A 17,434-nucleotide genomic window follows, 5' to 3' on the forward strand; every position below is an offset into this window, starting at 1 on the left:
ACTTATGGGCTTGCGGCAACGGTCTTTGCCGACCGTTTGCCCGTTCCTGGAACGGAGTTCAAGTTGTGAAAGCCTAGCCTATAGCTCCGATGGAGCGCCGCTAGAGCAGCTTCGCGCTCACGAACAGCGCGCGCACGGCGTTGGTCGCCTGCACCGCCAGCATCGCGTTACCGGCCGCGCCTTCGAGGGCCGCGACGGCGTCCTCATGCAGGGAACGGAATTCCATCCACTCGACCGACTTGAAGTTGGTGAGGAATTGATAGGCCTGGCCGACGGTCGCGATCGCCAGCGTGTCACCGTTCAACTTGATCTTGAACGTCGTACGCAGCGGGGTCTCGGAATTCGTTGGATCACTCATGGGCTGCTTCTGGACGATGACGGCTTAACGAACGGGAAACGGCAGCCCCGCCGCAGCAGGCAAATATCAGGAGTTGGTGCTCGCGCGCTGCGAGGCGGTCGCCGATCCGCTCAGGCTCGGCACCACGACGAGGCGATTGAACTCGCCATTGTCGTAAGCTTTGAGGAAACGATCATAGTCCTTGATCGAGACGCAGCCGTTGGAATCGCCGCGCGGTCCCAGCAAGTAGTTGTGCGTGAGCAGACCGACACGGCCAAGCGCGCTGGTGCCTTCGACCGGGGTCATACGCAGCGCACGGACGCCGTGAAAAAGCTTTTCACGCGGCTTCAGGTCGTAGATCGCGGGCGGGGTCGCCCCCACCATCCGCCGGTCGACATGGTCGGGATCGTCCATCAGCGCGCCCAAGCCTGAATGGGCTTCCAGCGCCACGCCGCTCGGCAGGTAAAGCGCCTTGGCCTTGATGTCGTAGACCGCCGTTCGCGAATCGTAGCCGAGGGCGGCGAGATCCGGAGCCCTGCCGAGCAGGCCATCGCCGGGGGTCAGCGAGGCCAGCTTGATCTTGTCGGTGAATTTTTCGAAGAAATTGCGATTATCGGCCCTGGGACCGGTATCGGCATAGGCTTGGCTGGAGGCGATCTGGGCGGCGAGGTCCGCCTGGACCGGCCTCGAGCGCGGCATCGGGACGACGTCGGCGCGATGCGAGGGCCTCCTCTCGTCGACCGCGGTCCGATCGTCATCGGTCAGCATCGAGCGCCAGTCGTCGCCCTGAAGCTTCTGCGCGAGCATCGCCTTGGCATCGCGAAGCTTGAGCTGGACCGCATTCAGGGCGGAACGCTCCAGTGTCCGGAGGCCGAGGTCCCGAGCCGGCGGATTGCCGGATGCCGAAGCGAAACGATCTTCGAAAGACGGCGTATTGCCAGGCGGCAACGCGGCGGAGACCAGCGGGCTCGAAGCGCCCAGATTCGAATCCCCGACGATGTCCACGACCCAGGCGGCGGCGCCCAGTGCCAGCGCGACGGCGGCAAGAGACAGCAAAACGCGCTCGGCCCGCCCGATTCGGCGGCGCGACAACAGCCTCTCGGCGTGTCCTGCGTCGGAAACCATCAGATCCCCAAATAACCCCCCGGGGGACCCAACCCCCACCCGGAGACTCTATATCAGCTACCACATTGGGAGCCAAAAGTTAGGCATAATCGCGGCCGGTAAGGGTCCGGAGTGGACATTCCGAGGTATCCAATGACCGATCCTTTCGATCTAGACCGGTTTGTCCGGGCCCAAGACCCGGTCTATCGGGACGTTCAGGGGGAGCTGATCCGAGGGCGGAAGCAGAGCCACTGGATGTGGTTCGTCTTCCCCCAAATCGCAGGCCTCGGCTTCAGCCCCATGTCGCAGCGCTACGCCATCGGCTCCCCCGAGGAGGCGAAGGCCTATCTCGCCCATCCCGTGCTCGGCGCGCGGCTGATCCAATGCACCCGCCTCGTCCTCACCGTTCAGGGGCGGAGCATCAACGCGATCCTCGGCGCGCCCGACGACGCCAAATTCCGCTCGTCGATGACGTTGTTCGGCGCGGTGTCCGATGAGCCCATTTTCGACGAGGCGCTCGCCCGCTATTTCGCAGGCGAGCGCGACACCGCGACGCTGGAGATCCTGTCGAGGCTGGATCGGAATGCCTAGCGCCTGCGATCAACGCCCCTGGAAGACGGCCGCACGACGCTCGATGAAGGATTGAATTCCCTCCTTCGCGTCCGCGCTGCCGAGCACACGGGCGCGCATCTCGGGGATGTAGGCGATCGCCGCCGCCTCGCCGCCTTCGACGTACTTGGCCGCCGCTTCCTTGGTGACCTGGATGCCGAGCGGCGCATTGCGCGCGATGATGTCGGCGAGCGCCATCGCACGCACGATCTGCTCTCCCGGCGGCACGATCTCCTGGACGAGGCCGATCGCATGAGCGCGGTCGGCCGAAAATTCGTCGCACAGGAACAGATGATACATCGCGTCGCCCCAGCCGGCGCGCGACAGGAAACGGAAATGCGCGCCGCCGAGTGGCGCAATGCCGCGCCTGGATTCCATTTGGCAGAAGCGTGAATCCGCTGCGGCCACCACGATATCGCCGGCGAGCATCAGCTCGATGCCGACGGTGAAGACGATGCCCTGCACGGCGGTGATAACAGGCTTGCGGCAGCGCTTGGCTAGGCCGAACGGATCGACGTTACCTTCCCTGACGTTGCGCTTCTCCGCTGCAGGCCCGAAGAATTTCGGCATGTCGAGACCAGCGGTGAAATCCCTGCCCTCGGCGCAGATCACGCCGACGCGGTAGGCCTCCTTGTCGTGCAGCTCGGTCAGCGCATCGGACAATTGCTCCATCATCACCGGCGTGAACGCGTTCTTCTTCGCGGCATTGTCGATGATGATCTTGAGAACGTGGCCGTGCACCTCGGTACGAATTTGTCCTTCGCTCATGCGCTTCTCTCCGTGATCGTCATTTGGGTTTTGGTGAACGTCAGGCCGGCAGCTGAACCGCCGCGCGGATTGCCTTGATTCGCTCCGGCGTGAACACGCCGGATTCGAGCAGCTGAAGGATCGAGAGCACGCCGCCCCGCGACCCCCAGCTTCCTTCCTCGATGATCTCGAAATTGACCCACCAGGTCGGCGCCGGTTTCTGCATTCCGCAGGCCTCCGCGAGCCGCGCGAGCACGTTGCGGATCACCTCGGCGCGCACCTCGGCCGGCCAGGCCGCGTTCATCACCGCGATCCTGACGGTGATGATGTCGCGCGGGGTGTCCTGATCGGACAGGAGCTGGCCGCCGACCGCCATGCGGTCGGCTGGAAGTTCATGGAAATGGACCTGGAAGCCCATCCGCGCAGCCGGCACGTGCTGGCCGATCTCGGGCTCGAGCACGGCATCGGTCAGGGTTTCCGCGAGGCAGCGGCGCTGCGTCAGGCTGAGCCGGCCCGGGGGGGCGGTCACGGTGATGATGGTCAAGGTCGCCTCTGGAAAATCTATGACACTCGTCATATTTCAGCACGGCTTGCCTATGTCAAGCGTCATAGTCTAGATGGGGCGCCAACCATGGGACTTCCGATGACCTCCAGCACGCGCGACAAGATGATCGCCGGCGCCGCCGATCTGATGAGCCGCCGCGGCTTGAATGCCACCAGCATGCGCGACGTCGTTCGCCACACGTCGACGCCCCGCGGCTCGATCGGTCACCACTTTCCGGAGGGCAAGCAGCAATTGATCGCCGAAGCCGTGACCTTCGCCGGCAAGGAGGTGTCCATTCCCCTGGAGAAGGTCATGAGCGACCGCGGCGCGATCGGCGGCTTGCGGGCCTTCGTTGCGTCCTGGCGCCGCCGGCTGGAGGCAACCGGCTTCGAGGCCGGGTGTCCGGTGCTCGCCGTTGCCGTCGACCGCTATGTCGGCGAGGCGTCCGACAAGGACGATGAGGCGGCGCAGCAGCACCTGCTCGACCTCGCCGACGGCGTGTTCGCCGAATGGCGGCGGATCATGCGTGCGGCCCTGCTGCGCGAAGGGCTGGCTGCGGAACGCGCGGAACGGCTGGCAACGCTCGTCGTCGCCTCGATCGAAGGCACGGTCGCGATGTGCCGGGCAAACCGTAGCGCAGACGCGCTCGATCAGGTCCAAGAAGAGCTGGAGGCGGTGCTGTTCGCCGCCCTCGCCCCCACCCGCAGATAGATTGGAGACGCATCGTGGACCTTTCCCGACAGCGCGAGCTCGCCCGTCATCTCGCCAAATTGCGCCGCGAGGGCCGGCAACAAAGCGGCCTCGAAGAACGGCTGGTCCCGCCGGATGCAGATACGGCGTACCATGTTGCCAGGATGGTGGAAGAGGAGTTGGGCTGGGTTGTCGTCGGATGGAAGATCGCAGGCATGAAGTCCGGACTCCAGCGCCAGCTTCGCATCTCCTCGCCGATTTATGGGCGGGTGTTCGCGCCCCTGATCAAGAGCTCGCCCGCCAGCGTCGAGCACGCCAGGCAATGCAGCCCGATACCGGAAGTCGAGTACCAGGCGCGCCTCGGCGCCGACCTGCCACCGCGCGCGAAGCCCTATACGGCGGACGAGGTCGGGGACGCCGTCGCCTCGTTGCATCCCGGCATCGAGCTAGCGGAGTGCCGCTTCGTTCACGATGCGGCATTTCCGCCAATGCCGGCGATCATGGCGGACGGCTCTGGATCGGGAACGATCGTGCTCGGGGAGCCTATCGCCGACTGGCGCAACCGCGACATCGCCAATCAGAACGTCGTCCTCAATTGCAATGGCATCGAGAGGCGCCGCGGCTCCGCTGCGGAGGCGATTGACCACCCGCTGGTGCCGCTGGCCTGGCTTGCCAACGAGCTGTCGCGGACAGGCATCGGTCTCAAGGCCGGCCAGACGATCAGGACGGGCACGCTGACCGGCATGCTGCGGCCGAAGGCCGGAGAAACCTACGTTGCCGATTTCGGTGCGCTGGGATCGGTGAGCGCGACCTACGGTTGAGAGGGCGCCATCGCGCCGAGAGCGTAAACCCAAGATTAACACGGGCAAACTATGGTCCGGGCAAGATAATTCCCCGTTATTTGCCGGACAGATCATGAAAATCGGTACACTGCTGACCTCTGCCATCGTCTCGCTCTCGACCGTGGGCGGCGGCCTTGCCGTGTACGTCGCCGTGACCAAGTACCAGACGATGGAGCGGATCACCGAAGCCCAGGGCCGGCTCGCGATCGCCCGCGCCGTCAGCGACATCCCGCGCTATCTCAATCCCGAGCGCGGCTTCTCCACCAACATCCTCTTTGGGCCTGCGGCCATCGACCCTGCGCTGCTTGTCGAGCAGGACAAGCTGCGCAAGCAGACCGACGGCGCCCGCGACAAGATGAACGCACTGCGCAAGGAGCTGCCCGGCCCGTTTGACGACGGCACCACCATCGGCAACAGCATCGACGGCATCAATGCGAAGTTCACGGCGTTGCGCGAGGCCATCAACAAGGCAATGGTTGGGCCGGCCGAGGCGCGCAAGGACGCCGCCAGGAAGATCGTCGCCGACAATGCGGTGCTCAACGGTGGCGTGACCGCGCTGCTCAACGAGCAGGTCCGCCGCATGGCGATCCTGAACGGTGACGCCTACCGGCAGGCCAGCTACGCCAACACCGCGATGACGTTGCGCGACGTCGGCGGTTTCAACTCCAGCCTGCACAAGAATCTCGTCGGCGGCAAGAAGCCGGCGACCGACGCCGAGAAGGCCGACATCGGACGCTCGCAGGGCCGCAACGACCAGCTGGTGATGGCGCTGCTGGAACTGCGAGGCAATCCGGCAACTCCGGCCAACGTCGCCGCAGCGCTGGAGAAGTTCAACTCGATCTATGTCGAGGAGTTCGGCCGCGAGCTCAAGCTCGTCAAGGACGGGGCGATCAGCGGCAAGTACGAACACGACATGGATACCTATTATGCCGCCACGCAGCGCGGGCTCAGCACCATCATCGAGGTTCGCGACGCCTTCTACGACAACGCCGAACAGATCCTCTCCGGTGCTTCTTCGTCCGCGCGGACCAGCTTCACCGTCGCGCTTGCAGGCCTTGCCGCCGTGTTGATCGCGAGCGTCGGGCTCATCGTGATGGTTCGCCGCCGCGTCTGCGCTCCGATCGTCAAGCTGACGACGCGGATGTCGCGGCTTGCGGAGGGCGAGGTTGCGGACAGCATCCCCGGCGCCGAGCGCTCCGACGAGATCGGGGCAATGGCCGCGGCCGTGCAGGTCTTCAAGGACAACATGATCCGGGCCGACCGGCTCGCGGCCGAGAAGCAGGCCGAGAGCGACGGCAAGATGCGGCGCGCGCAGGCGCTCGACGAGCTGACCCGCGCATTCGAAGCCAAGGTCACCGAGCTCGTCGGCGGCCTGTCTCGCGCCTCCTCGACCATGGAAAGCACCGCTCAATCGATGACTTCGACGGCGGCCCAGACCAACAGCCAGGCCGCGGTCGTCGCCGCCGCCTCCGAGCAGACCTCGACCAATGTACAGACCGTCGCCAGCGCCACCGAAGAGCTGACCTCCTCCATCTCCGAGATCGGCCGTCAGGTCGCACAGAGCACCGAGATTGCCGCCCGCGCGGTCGACAACGCGCGCCGCACCGGCGATACCGCCCGTACGCTCGCGGAGGGCGCCCAGAAGATCGGCGACGTCGTCACGCTGATCCAGAGCATCGCCGAGCAGACCAACCTGCTCGCGCTGAACGCGACCATCGAGGCCGCCCGTGCCGGCGATGCCGGCCGCGGCTTTGCGGTGGTTGCTTCCGAAGTGAAGTCGCTGGCGGGCCAGACCGCAAAGGCGACGACCGAAATCTCCGAGCAGATCACGGCGATCCAAACCGCGAGCGACGAAACCGTGGCCGCGATCCGCAACGTCGCCGACGTCATCGGCGAAATCGACCAGATCGGCACCGCGATCGCGGCGGCGATCGAGGAACAGGGCTCGGCCACCAAGGAGATCGCCCGCAGCGTCCAGGAGGCCGCCCGCGGCACCCAGGAGGTCAACACCAACATATCAGGCGTGCAACGCGCGGCCGACGATACGGGCGCCGCCGCGAGGGAAGTTCTGGTCGCCGCCGAGCAGCTCTCGACCCAGTCGCGCGATCTCGCCGGACAGTTCGACCGCTTCCTCGGCGAGGTCAGGGCGGCGTAGCGCGATTCAATACGGCGGCGCCTTGCGCGCCCGCTGGGCTTTCGCCGCTTCGATCCACCACGTCAGGTCATCAGCAAAGCGCGGGAACGAGCGTTCCAGTGCCTTGCCGCCCTCGCCGATCGGCTCGCCGTCCGCGGACAGGGTCTGCGCGATCGGGCCGACGCCGATGGTGCTCGACACCACCACCATGCCCATCTCCGAGAGCGTGCCGTGCCAGGCGGTAGCGGCGCGTGCGCCGGACAGGCGGCCGGCCGAATAGCTCACGATCGCCGCCGGACGCCAGAACCACTCTTCGAGGAAATGGTCGGTGAGATTCTTCAGGCCGGGCTGGATGCCCCAATTGTATTCGCCGGTGACGAAGACGAAGCCGTCGGCGCCGCGGATCTGTCCGGCGAGCTTTTCCAGCGCCTCGGGCGCCGAACCCTGAGGATATTCCTTGTACATGCGATCGAGCATCGGCAGGCCGATCGCCTTTGCGTCGATGAACTCGACGTCCTCGCCGCGGCGGCGCAGACGATCGATGACGAAGTTCGCAAGGCGGATGCCCATGCGATCGGAACGGTAGGAACCGTAGAGGACGAGGATGCGATTGCTCATGATGGTCGCATGCTACCACGTAACCGGCGCGCGCGGCGATTTCCTTTGTCGTGGCGTTTCGTGCGTGGGCGGTTCAGTGCGTCGCGCGATAGCTGGCCCGGCGCGGTATCGACCGGCATGCCAATCCTTCGGCCAGCACCTTCATGTCCTCATGCCGGCCGCTGCGAATCAGCCGCCCGAACTCGTCGGGTGAGAAAGGAAGACTTGGATCATCATCAATCGGGCGCCGCATTCGTGGACCGAAGAACCGCCGAACCAGGCTAGCCAGCCGCCGCATGTCAATTCCCTCGCGCCAGCAACAAACCTCTCAGTCTGCACATTGTTCCTCCCGCACCTCTGAGATTGCAAGAGGTCGCTGAGGACTCCGCACCAAAAAAAATCTCGGAGAATAATCTCCTCTTCGTCGTGCTCGTCGGCAAAACGACGTAGCGTACAAACTCCTGATTGTGCTCGCGGTCCGAGCGCACCGCGTTCGCGGCGAAGCCGTGGTCGGGCTAGCCCATCGCGACGCAGGTCACGATGACTTCGTCCTCCGGAATTCTCCGCGACCTCGCACACGACGTGAACATGCCAGGGCTCGATCTTCATCGACGACGGCGCGCGCTTGGCGCTCTCGATGATGACCTCGATCACCGCACGACCGGTTGCCGAGGCGGCGGGCAAAACCTATGCTAACCCGCAAGCAAGACCAAGAACCCTGGAGGAGCCGCCATGGCCGCGCCACTCGACCCCGTCATCGCCCAGATCATTCCGCTCATGCCGATGCGCGATCTCGCGGTCATGACACCGCAGAGCGCCCGTGATTCCTTGCGCCAGCTGGCTGCCTCGCGCGCCGCCATCCCGCCACCGCCGGTCGATCACGTGCAGGATATCAAGGTGAAAGGCGGCGTCGGCCCGCTCGACGCGCGTGTCTACCGGGTCGGCACCACGCCCGCGCCGACCGTGGTGTTCTTCCATGGCGGCGGGTGGGTTGCTGGCGATCTCGAAACCCACGACCGGCAGGCGCGCAATCTTGCGATCGAGACCGGCGCGGTCGTCGTCTCCGTTGACTATCGACGCCCGCCCGAGACGCGCTTTCCGGGCGCGTTCGAGGATGCCTTCGCTGCTGCAAGCGACATCTTCAACCGTGTTGCGGAATTTGGTGGCGATGCAAAACGCCTCGGCGTTTCCGGCGACAGCGCCGGCGGCAATCTCGCGGCGACCACCGCGATCGCCTGCCGGGACGCCGGCATCAAGCTCGCCGCGCAATTGCTGGTCTATCCCGTGACCGACGTCGTCGGCGCTTATGCCGATGCCCACGAGAACGCACGCTACCCCTCGCGCGCCGAGAATGCCGAGGGCTACTTCCTGACGCGCGCCACGATGGAATGGTTTTGCGGCCATTATCTCGCCGATCCCGCTCACGCCAGCGACTGGCGCGTCTCGCCGCTGCGGACGGCATCCCTCGCCGGTGTCGCCCCTGCGATCGTCACCACCGCCTGGTTCGATCCCCTGCGCGACGAGGGCGCGGCCTATGCGCGGGCACTGGAGGCGGCCGGCGTCCGCGTCAAGCACCACGAGGGCCCCGGCCTGATCCACGGTTATTTCGGCATGGGCGATGCCTCGGACGTCGCGCGCGCCGAGGCACAACGCGCACGCGCCGACTTCAAGGCGCTGCTCACGCGGGGGGTCTGATCTGCTAGGGCCCGTGCGTCCGCTGCGCGCCAGTGTGCCCCCAAGTCTCGTCCCAATCCTGGCCGGCGGCGTCGACGACGCGGCCGTCGGCTTCGAAGAACTTGTTCGGCACCTGGAAGATTGCCAGGATCAGGGCCCCGTCCGGACACCAGGCGGCATGCCGGCTGCCTGCCTCGCGCCAGATGAATTCGCCGGCTTTGCAGGCGATGCCCCGAGCGGGCCCCTCCTTGTCGACGAGCGCGCCTTCGATGACGTAACTCTGCTCGATGCCGACATGCTCGTGGTCGGGCAGCACCGATCCCGGCGCAAAGCGCATCAAGGCGGTCATCAGCCCCGTGCCGCGGTCGAACAGCAGCGTCTTGGCCTCGCAGCCGGGAAAGCGCGTCTTCTGCCAGTCCATGTTTTGCGGCTGAACCAGATGAGAATGCCGGTCGGTGGCTTCCTGGTCCTTCGGGATCGCGGCGTCCATCACGATACTCCTTCCATCTCGACCGCCGGAAGCTAGCAGGATCGTCCGGCTGGGTCAGCGAGCGGTGCAACACGCCGGACGAACGCCGATCGCGCGAAAATCGGCAGGCAAACCGGACGACCGGGCGCCATCCTGCTTGATTGCGCCACGATTCCCGGCTCCAATCCGCCCCGCCATTTCTGGTTCTGGGAGACACTCATGATGAAACGGATTTTCCTCGCTGCGGTCGTCGCCACCTTCGCGGCAGGCTCGGCCTTCGCGCAAGAAACCTGCGAGAGCAAGGCCGTCGGCAAGGACGGCAAGCCGCTGGCCGGCGCCGCCAAGACTTCGTTCCTGAAGAAGTGCAAAGCCGACGCCTGCACGCCCAAGGCCGTCAGCGCCGACGGCAAGCCGCTCGCTGGCGCCGCCAAGAACAGCTTCATGAAGAAGTGCGAAGTCAGCGCGTAAGGCGCTCCTTCCTTAGCGAACAAGACCGCCACGAACTCGTCATGCCCGGGCTTGTCCCCGGGCATCACGGAGGGAGTTAGTCCCGCCTGAACCGATAGTCGAACGCCCCATCCAGCGGCTTGATCCATCCCGCCGTCGGCGCCGGAAAATGCACCGGCAGGATCAACGTGTCGGTGTCCGCAACGGACGCGAAGAATTTTCGCCGTGAGGCCGCCGACTGCTTCGGATCCCAATCGGGCTTCGCCGACCAATCCGGCTCGCGGCACTGGATCTGGTGGTGCATCAGATCGCCGGCGACCACGGCGCGCTGGCCCTTCGACAGAATGTTCACGCAGCAATGGCAGGGCGAATGCCCCGGCGTCGGCGTCAGCGTCACGGTATCGTCGAGCGCGTAATCGTCATCCACCAGCAGCGCCTGCCCCGCTTCGACGATCGGCAGGCAATTGTCGCGAAACACGGTGCCGGGCGGATTGTTGCCCCTGGCATGCTCGGCCTCCCAGGCCGCATACTCGCCCTTGTGGAAGACGTATTTCGCGTTCGGGAACGTCGGCACCCAGCGGCCGTCGCGCAAGGTCGTATTCCAGCCGGTGTGGTCGATATGCAGATGCGTGCAGAACACGTAGTCGATCTGCTCGAAGGCGATGCCGAGCGCGAACAACTCGTTGCGCCAGCGTTCCTTGCCGGGGAAGTCGAACGGCGGCGGATGGCCCTTGTCCTCACCGGTGCAGGTGTCGACCAGAATGGTGTAGCGCGGCGTGCGCACCACGAAGGTCTGATAGGTGATCACCATCAAGCCGCGCGCGGCGTCGAACACCTCCGGCTCCATCGTCGGCAGATGGCGTTTGAACACGCCCTCGTCATAGGCGGGGAAAAAATCCTGCGGCCGCCGCCATGGCCCTTCCCGCTCGATCACCGCGTCGATGGTGATGTCGCCGATTCGGAGTTGTTTCATGGGTGTTCGCTCCCTTTTTTGTGAAAGCGTAGCGAACGGGCTCAGGGCATTCAAGGCGCCGAACGCAAAGAGCTTCGGCGGGCGTGCCGCAAATCAACCTCAAATAGCGGAGAAAATGACGGTGGAATGAGGAATGTCCGGTGGGCAGGAAATTGAAAATAACCGCGGCAATCATGGTTGCCGTCGCAGCTGGCATCTACGTCAACAACGCCAGCCTTCTGGCGCCGCATCCAGACGGCACGCCGGTGCTGCTCGCCCATCGCGGCATCGCGCAGCGTTTCGACGAGCGGGACCTGAAGAACGACACCTGCACGGCCGCGCGGATGTTGCCGCCGGCGCACGATTACCTCGAGAACACGCTGCGCTCGATGCGCGCGAGCTTCGAGGCCGGTGCGGATGTCGTCGAGCTCGACGTGCACCCGACCACCGACGGCGAGTTCGCCGTCTTCCACGACTGGACGCTCGACTGCCGGACCGACGGCAACGGCGTCACACGCGCGCAGAGCATGGCGAAGCTGAAGACGCTCGACATCGGCTACGGCTACACTGCCGACGGTGGCAAGTCCTTCCCGTTCCGCGGCAAGGGTGTTGGCATGATGCCGTCATTGTCGGAGGTGTTCGCCGCCTTCCCCGGCAAGCAACTGCTCATCAACGTGAAGAGCCGGGACCCCGACGAAGGCGACAGACTTGCCGCCGTGCTGAATACGCTGCCGGCCGAGCGGCGCCGGACCATCATGGTCTATGGCGGCAACGAGCCGATCGAGGCGATCCGTCGCCTCACCCCCGATGTCCGCACGATCTCGCGCGGGGCAATCAAGAGCTGCCTGACCCGCTATATCGGCTATGGCTGGACCGGCCTGGTCCCGGCAGCCTGCCGCAATGCGATGGTGCTGGTGCCGATCAACGCCGCTCCCTGGCTATGGGGCTGGCCCGATCGTTTCCTCGCACGCATGAACGGCGTCAACAGCGCGGTCTTCGCGCTCGGTCCCTACAGCGGCGGCGAGTTCTCTACCGGCATTGATACGCCGGAAATATTCGCGCGGTTGCCGCAAGGCTATTCCGGCGGCATCTGGACCAACGAGATCGAGGCAATCGCCAAGCTCGCAGGCGGGAGCCGAGATTAGCTCCGCAACCCCGGCGCCTCCTGCCCGGTCCGCGCGACATATTCCGTATAGCCGCCACCGAACTGGTGGATACCCTCCGGCGTCAGCTCCAGCACGCGGTTCGACAGCGTCGCCAGGAAATGACGGTCATGCGAGACGAACAGCATGGTGCCCTCGAAATCCGATAGCGCGTTGATCAGCATCTCCTTGGTGGCGAGGTCGAGATGGTTGGTCGGCTCGTCCAGCACCAGGAAGTTCGGCGGGTCGAACAGCATCTTGGCCATCACCAGCCGCGCCTTCTCGCCGCCCGACAGCACCCGGCAGCGCTTCTCGACGTCGTCGCCGGAGAAGCCGAAGCAGCCGGCGAGCGCGCGCAAGGAGCCCTGCCCCGCGGTCGGAAACGCGTATTCGAGCGACTGAAACACCGTCTGCTCGCCGTCGAGCAGATCCATCGCGTGCTGGGCGAAATAGCCCATCTTGACGCTGCCGCCGACCGCCACCGTGCCCTCATCAGGCTCGCTCGCGCCCGCAACGAGCTTGAGCAGCGTCGACTTGCCGGCGCCGTTGACGCCCATCACGCACCAGCGCTCCCGACGGCGGATCATGAAATCGAGCCCGTCATAGATGCGCTTCGATCCGTAACCCTTGTGCACGTTCTTGAGCGCGACGACGTCCTCGCCCGAACGCGGCGCCGGCGGAAAGTCGAACGCGACGCTCTGGCGCCGGCGCGGCGGCTCCACCCGCTCGATCTTGTCGAGCTTCTTGACCCGGCTCTGCACCTGGGCGGCGTGCGAGGCGCGCGCCTTGAAGCGTTCGATGAACTTGATCTCCTTGGCGAGCATCGCCTGCTGGCGCTCGAACTGGGCCTGCTGCTGCTTCTCGTTCTGCGCCCGCTGCTGCTCGTAGAATTCGTAATCGCCGGTGTAGGTCGTGAGCGATCCGGAATCGATCTCGATCACCTTCGAGATCACGCGGTTGATGAACTCGCGGTCATGCGAGGTCATCAGCAGCGTGCCTTCGTAATCGTGCAGGAATTTTTCCAGCCAGATCAGGCTCTCGATATCGAGATGGTTGCTCGGCTCGTCGAGCAACATCACGTCGGGACGCATCAGAAGGATGCGCGCCAGCGCCACGCGCATCTTCCAGCCGCCGGAGAGCTTGCCGACGTCACCGTCCATCATCTCCTGGCTGAAGCCCAGGCCGGACAGCGCCTCGCGCGCGCGGCCGTCGAGCGCATAGCCGTCGAGCTCCTCGAAGCGATGCTGCACCTCGCCATAGCGGGCGATGATCTCCTCCATCTGGTCGGCCTTGTCAGGGTCGGCCATCGCAGCCTCGAGCTCGCGCAGCTCGGCCGCGACCTCGCTGACGGGACCCGCGCCATTCATCACCTCGGCGACGGCGCTGCGGCCGCTCATCTCGCCGACATCCTGGTTGAAATAGCCGATGGTGATGCCGCGATCGGTCGAGACCTGCCCCTCGTCGGGCAACTCCTCGCCGGCGATCATCCGGAACAATGTGGTCTTGCCCGCACCGTTCGGGCCGACAAGGCCGATCTTCTCGCCCTTGTTGAGGGCGGCGGAGGCTTCGATGAACAGGATCTGGTGGCCGGCTTGCTTGCTGACGTTGTCGAGGCGGATCATGGGGTCTTTATGGGGGGATTTTTGCGTTGCAGCGTCATAGGCCATGGCGGGCGCCAGGGGAAGCCCGGCGGGGCACGGATTCCGGCTCGGCAGATGGCCGCGTCGGTCATACTGCGCTGCGACAGGCGCGTGAGTATCCGGCCATGTCGAGCGCGAACGGGACCGCCTGAGACCAACAATGCGACACCGGGGCGCTTGCCGGATGGCGGCAATGTGTCCAAACTCCGATCGAAGTCGCTGGAATGCGGCATACCTCCAGCGGTGATCAACGAAAAGCGCAGGCAAAGCGCGTTCGAACAACAACGCCGCCAGGGAGGACGTCCATGACTGCAAAGTCTGACAAGACCAGAACTACGCGTCGGAAGTTCCTGCTGACCGCCGGCGCGGCCGGCGCTGCCACCATCGCCATGCCGCAAGTCAGCCGGGCGCAAACGGCGACCCTGAAGATGCAGGGTTCATGGGGCAAGGCCGATGTCTTCAACGAGATGGCCGAAGATTATGTGAAGCGCGTCAACGAGATGGCCGGAGGCCGGTTGCGCATCGACTATCTCGTCGGCGGTTCGGTCGTGCACCCGTTCCAGGTCTTCGATGGCGTTCATGGCGGCCAGCTCGACGCTGCACACACGGTCACGGTCTACTGGTACGGCAAGCACAAGGCCGCCTCGCTGTTCGGGACCGGCCCGGTGTTCGGCTTCAACGCCAACGAAGGCCTCGGCTGGATCCACAACGGCGGCGGCAAGGAGCTGTTCGAGGAGCTCCAGACCAAGATCATGAACGTCAACATCAAGAGCTTCTTCGCCATGCCGATGCCGACCCAGCCGCTCGGCTGGTTCAAGAAGCCGATCACCAGCGACGCCGATCTCAAGGGCTTGAAGTATCGCACGGTGGGCCTGGCCGCCGACCTCTTCCAGGCGATGGGCGCATCCGTCGCCCAGCTACCCGGTGGCGAGATCGTGCCCGCCATGGAGCGCGGCGTGATCGACGGGTTCGAGTTCAACAATCCGACCTCGGACCGGCGTTTCGGCGCGCAGGATGTCGCCAAGAACTACATGATGGGCAGCCATCATCAGGCGACGGAATATTTCGAGATCATGTTCAACCGGACGAAATTCAACGCGCTGCCGAAGGAACAGCAGGCGATCCTGCAATACGCAGCCGAAGCCGTGTCCTCCGCCAACGAATGGAAGGCCATGGATTATTATTCGAAGGACCTGCAGGAGCTGATCAACAAGGACAAGGTCAACGTCCAGCGGACACCGAAGTCGGTGTTCGACGCGCAGATCAAGGCGTGGGACGGTCTGATCGCCCAGCTCGGCTCGGATCCGTTCATGAAGAAGGTCATGGATTCGCAGAAGGACTGGGTGCGCCGCGTGGTTTACTACAACATGAACAACGCGACGGACTACCGCGGCGCCTTCGAGCATCACTTCCCAGGGGTACTCAAGGTCTGAGCGCTATCGCTTCATTCGCGTGAGGCCGTACAGACGGGCGGCGTAGTCGAAGCGCCGCCCACGAATGGAGGGGGACGTCCGGATGTGTCGCTCGCAGCGAGCTCGGCTCGCATGACCAAATTTCTGTTCTTCATCGACGAGCTCAGCACGTGGGTCGGCAAGGCGTTCGCATGGCTGATTCTCGTCCTTACGCTGGCTGTCAGCTACGAGGTGTTCGTGCGCTACGTGCTGCGTGCGCCGACCACCTGGGCCTTCGACATCAGCTACATCACCTATGGCGCGATGTTCCTGATGGCGGGCGCATATACGCTCTCGCGCAACGGCCATGTGCGCGCAGACGTGGTGTACCGCCTCTGGTCACCGCGCACCCAGGCGACGATGGACCTCGTCCTGTACATCCTGTTCTTCCTGCCGGCGATCGCGGCGCTGATGTATTCAGGCTGGAACTACGCCCAGATGTCCGTGCGCTTCCGCGAAGTCAGCATCTTCAGCCCGGCTGGCGTGCCGGTGTTTCCGCTGAAGGCGCTGATCCCGCTCACCGGTTTCCTTCTGTTTCTGCAAGGGTTCGCTGAAATCATTCGCTGTGTGCTGTGCATCCGCACCGGCCGATGGCCGCAGCGCCTGCACGACGTGGAAGAGACCGAGAGCCTCATCATCCGCGAACATCAGCAGCATGCGGCTGAGCCGCAGAGCGATAAGGGGCCAGGCGCATGACCGATCCACAACTCGGCATGCTGATGTTGGGACTGTTCATCTTCATCATCATGCTCGGCTTCCCGATCGCGTTCACGCTGATGGCGATGGGCGTCTCGTTCGGCTACTACGCCTATTACACCCCCGGTCAGGACTTCTTCCAGAACCGCATCTTCACGCTTCTGGTGCAGAAGACATTCGAGGTCACAACCAGCGATGTGCTGGTCGCGGTTCCGCTGTTCCTGTTCATGGGTTATTTGATCGAGCGCGCAAACATACTCGACCGCCTGTTCTACTCGCTCCAATTGTCGATGAAGAACGTGCCGGGCGCACTCGCAGTGGCCACCCTGATCACCTGCGCGATGTTCGCCACCGCCACCGGCATTGTCGGCGCGGTCGTCACGCTGATGGGCCTGCTGGCCCTGCCGGCAATGCTGCGCGCAGGTTACGACGTCAAGCTGTCGGCCGGCGTGGTCTGTGCCGGCGGCTGCCTCGGCATTCTGATCCCGCCGAGCATCCTCCTGATCGTCTATGCGGCCACCGCCGGTGTTTCGGCGGTCAAGCTTTATGCGGCTGCTTTCTTTCCGGGGTTCCTGCTGGCCGGGCTCTACGTCCTCTATGCGATGGGGCGCGCGATGATCAATCCAGCGCTCGCGCCGAAGCTGCCGCCCGAGCAGACCAATGTGCCGCTCAGGACGGTGATCTGGGCACTCGCCACATCGTTCCTTCCGCTGGCGGTGCTGATCGTTTCGGTGCTCGGCGCGATCCTGCTCGGGCTGGCGACGCCATCCGAGGCCGCCGCGGTCGGCGCACTCATGAGCATCGTTCTGGCCGCCGCCTATCGTTCGCTCAATTTCACGATGATGCGTGAATCGGTCTATCTGACGGTGCGTGCCACCGCGATGGTCTGTTACCTGTTCATCGGATCGTGGACGTTCTCCGCGGTGTTTGCCGTCCTCGGCGGACAGTCGGTGGTCGAACAGTTTTTCGCCTCAATGAACCTGTCGCCGATCCAGTTCCTGCTGCTGACCCAGGTGATCATCTTCCTGCTCGGCTGGCCGCTGGAATGGACCGAGATCATCATCATCTTCGTGCCGATCTTCCTGCCACTGCTGCCCCAGTACGGCATCGATCCGATCTTCTTCGGCATCCTTGTGGCGCTGAACACGCAAACGGCGTTCAATACGCCGCCGGTCGCGATGGCCGCGTTCTATCTAAAGGGCGTGGCGCCGCCTCAGGTGAAGCTGACCGATATCTTCTCCGGCGCGCTTCCCTTTGTCGGCCTGGTCTTCCTCACCATGGCACTGGTCTACATCTTCCCGGGGATCGCATTGTGGCTGCCTAATGCTCTCTATGGATCGCGATGAGCGGCCGCGGCAA

At 64.6% G+C, this 17,434-nt stretch carries 18 protein-coding genes; 10 read left to right on the plus strand and 8 right to left on the minus strand.

The features are described from left to right. Nucleotides 1–100 precede the first annotated feature (100 nt). Both RX330_RS21445 and RX330_RS21450 read right to left on the minus strand, forming a co-directional pair. Nucleotides 101–358: a hypothetical protein gene (locus RX330_RS21445; protein WP_212085905.1), complete on the minus strand. Its 258-nt coding sequence runs from the start codon at nucleotides 356–358 to the stop codon at nucleotides 101–103. Nucleotides 359–424: 66 nt separating this feature from the next. Further along, complete coding sequence (locus RX330_RS21450) at nucleotides 425–1,462, minus strand: DUF2778 domain-containing protein (protein ID WP_375847715.1); 1,038 nt, start codon at nucleotides 1,460–1,462, stop codon at nucleotides 425–427. Nucleotides 1,463–1,594: 132 nt separating this feature from the next. Between RX330_RS21450 and RX330_RS21455 the strand changes: the two genes are divergently transcribed. Beyond that, complete coding sequence (locus RX330_RS21455; protein ID WP_317239717.1) at nucleotides 1,595–2,032, plus strand: DUF1810 domain-containing protein; 438 nt, start codon at nucleotides 1,595–1,597, stop codon at nucleotides 2,030–2,032. A 9-nt stretch (nucleotides 2,033–2,041) separates the two neighbouring features. Here RX330_RS21455 and RX330_RS21460 read toward each other — a convergent pair whose 3' ends face one another. Beyond that, entirely contained in the window at nucleotides 2,042–2,818 is a 777-nt protein-coding gene (locus tag RX330_RS21460; protein ID WP_317239718.1) for a crotonase/enoyl-CoA hydratase family protein, read from the minus strand. Between the two features lie 40 nt (nucleotides 2,819–2,858). Beyond that, nucleotides 2,859–3,341, minus strand: a complete 483-nt coding sequence (locus RX330_RS21465; RefSeq protein WP_317239719.1) for a tautomerase family protein — start codon at nucleotides 3,339–3,341, stop codon at nucleotides 2,859–2,861. A gap of 123 nt (nucleotides 3,342–3,464) precedes the next feature. Between RX330_RS21465 and RX330_RS21470 the strand changes: the two genes are divergently transcribed. From RX330_RS21470 to RX330_RS21480, 3 genes are all read left to right on the plus strand, one after another. Continuing rightward, nucleotides 3,465–4,052, plus strand: coding sequence for a TetR/AcrR family transcriptional regulator (locus RX330_RS21470; RefSeq protein ID WP_249153281.1), 588 nt, complete (start codon nucleotides 3,465–3,467; stop codon nucleotides 4,050–4,052). A gap of 14 nt (nucleotides 4,053–4,066) precedes the next feature. Next, on the plus strand, nucleotides 4,067–4,852 hold the full coding sequence (locus tag RX330_RS21475; RefSeq protein WP_317239720.1) for a 2-keto-4-pentenoate hydratase: 786 nt from the start codon (nucleotides 4,067–4,069) through the stop codon (nucleotides 4,850–4,852). A 94-nt stretch (nucleotides 4,853–4,946) separates the two neighbouring features. Continuing rightward, a complete protein-coding gene (locus tag RX330_RS21480) occupies nucleotides 4,947–7,028 on the plus strand; it encodes a methyl-accepting chemotaxis protein (RefSeq protein WP_317239721.1) in 2,082 nt (693 codons plus the stop codon). A gap of 6 nt (nucleotides 7,029–7,034) precedes the next feature. Here the strand turns inward: RX330_RS21480 and RX330_RS21485 are convergent, their stop codons facing one another. Further along, nucleotides 7,035–7,625, minus strand: a complete 591-nt coding sequence (locus RX330_RS21485; protein WP_317239722.1) for an NADPH-dependent FMN reductase — start codon at nucleotides 7,623–7,625, stop codon at nucleotides 7,035–7,037. Nucleotides 7,626–8,336: 711 nt separating this feature from the next. Between RX330_RS21485 and RX330_RS21490 the strand changes: the two genes are divergently transcribed. After that, complete coding sequence (locus RX330_RS21490) at nucleotides 8,337–9,299, plus strand: alpha/beta hydrolase (RefSeq protein ID WP_317239723.1); 963 nt, start codon at nucleotides 8,337–8,339, stop codon at nucleotides 9,297–9,299. A gap of 4 nt (nucleotides 9,300–9,303) precedes the next feature. Here RX330_RS21490 and RX330_RS21495 read toward each other — a convergent pair whose 3' ends face one another. Next, complete coding sequence (locus RX330_RS21495) at nucleotides 9,304–9,768, minus strand: cupin domain-containing protein (protein ID WP_317239724.1); 465 nt, start codon at nucleotides 9,766–9,768, stop codon at nucleotides 9,304–9,306. A gap of 198 nt (nucleotides 9,769–9,966) precedes the next feature. On the opposite strand from RX330_RS21495, the gene RX330_RS21500 reads away from it, so the two are divergent. Beyond that, nucleotides 9,967–10,215, plus strand: coding sequence for a hypothetical protein (locus RX330_RS21500; RefSeq protein WP_212085930.1), 249 nt, complete (start codon nucleotides 9,967–9,969; stop codon nucleotides 10,213–10,215). 76 nt (nucleotides 10,216–10,291) lie between these two features. Here RX330_RS21500 and RX330_RS21505 read toward each other — a convergent pair whose 3' ends face one another. After that, complete coding sequence (locus RX330_RS21505) at nucleotides 10,292–11,167, minus strand: MBL fold metallo-hydrolase (RefSeq protein WP_317239725.1); 876 nt, start codon at nucleotides 11,165–11,167, stop codon at nucleotides 10,292–10,294. 140 nt (nucleotides 11,168–11,307) lie between these two features. Here RX330_RS21505 and RX330_RS21510 point away from each other — a divergent pair, with 140 nt between their 5' ends. After that, nucleotides 11,308–12,291 (plus strand): glycerophosphodiester phosphodiesterase family protein, encoded by a 984-nt coding sequence (locus RX330_RS21510; RefSeq protein ID WP_317239726.1) that lies wholly within the window; start codon nucleotides 11,308–11,310, stop codon nucleotides 12,289–12,291. Here the strand turns inward: RX330_RS21510 and RX330_RS21515 are convergent. Next, on the minus strand, nucleotides 12,288–13,910 hold the full coding sequence (locus RX330_RS21515; RefSeq protein ID WP_317239727.1) for an ABC-F family ATP-binding cassette domain-containing protein: 1,623 nt from the start codon (nucleotides 13,908–13,910) through the stop codon (nucleotides 12,288–12,290). The two genes, RX330_RS21510 and RX330_RS21515, sit on opposite strands and share 4 nt — an antisense overlap. 323 nt (nucleotides 13,911–14,233) lie before the next feature. Here RX330_RS21515 and RX330_RS21520 point away from each other — a divergent pair, with 323 nt between their 5' ends. The 3 genes from RX330_RS21520 to RX330_RS21530 all read left to right on the plus strand — a co-directional run bounded on the left by RX330_RS21520 (nucleotide 14,234) and on the right by RX330_RS21530 (nucleotide 17,421). After that, on the plus strand, nucleotides 14,234–15,361 hold the full coding sequence (locus tag RX330_RS21520) for a TRAP transporter substrate-binding protein (protein ID WP_212085939.1): 1,128 nt from the start codon (nucleotides 14,234–14,236) through the stop codon (nucleotides 15,359–15,361). A 111-nt stretch (nucleotides 15,362–15,472) separates the two neighbouring features. Continuing rightward, on the plus strand, nucleotides 15,473–16,075 hold the full coding sequence (locus RX330_RS21525) for a TRAP transporter small permease subunit (protein ID WP_212085943.1): 603 nt from the start codon (nucleotides 15,473–15,475) through the stop codon (nucleotides 16,073–16,075). Continuing rightward, nucleotides 16,072–17,421, plus strand: coding sequence for a TRAP transporter large permease subunit (locus RX330_RS21530; protein WP_212085945.1), 1,350 nt, complete (start codon nucleotides 16,072–16,074; stop codon nucleotides 17,419–17,421). Before RX330_RS21525 ends, RX330_RS21530 begins: the two co-directional genes overlap by 4 nt. Nucleotides 17,422–17,434 lie beyond the last annotated feature (13 nt).

This window comes from Bradyrhizobium sp. NDS-1, from assembly GCF_032918005.1.
Classification (GTDB): domain Bacteria; phylum Pseudomonadota; class Alphaproteobacteria; order Rhizobiales; family Xanthobacteraceae; genus Bradyrhizobium; species Bradyrhizobium tunisiense.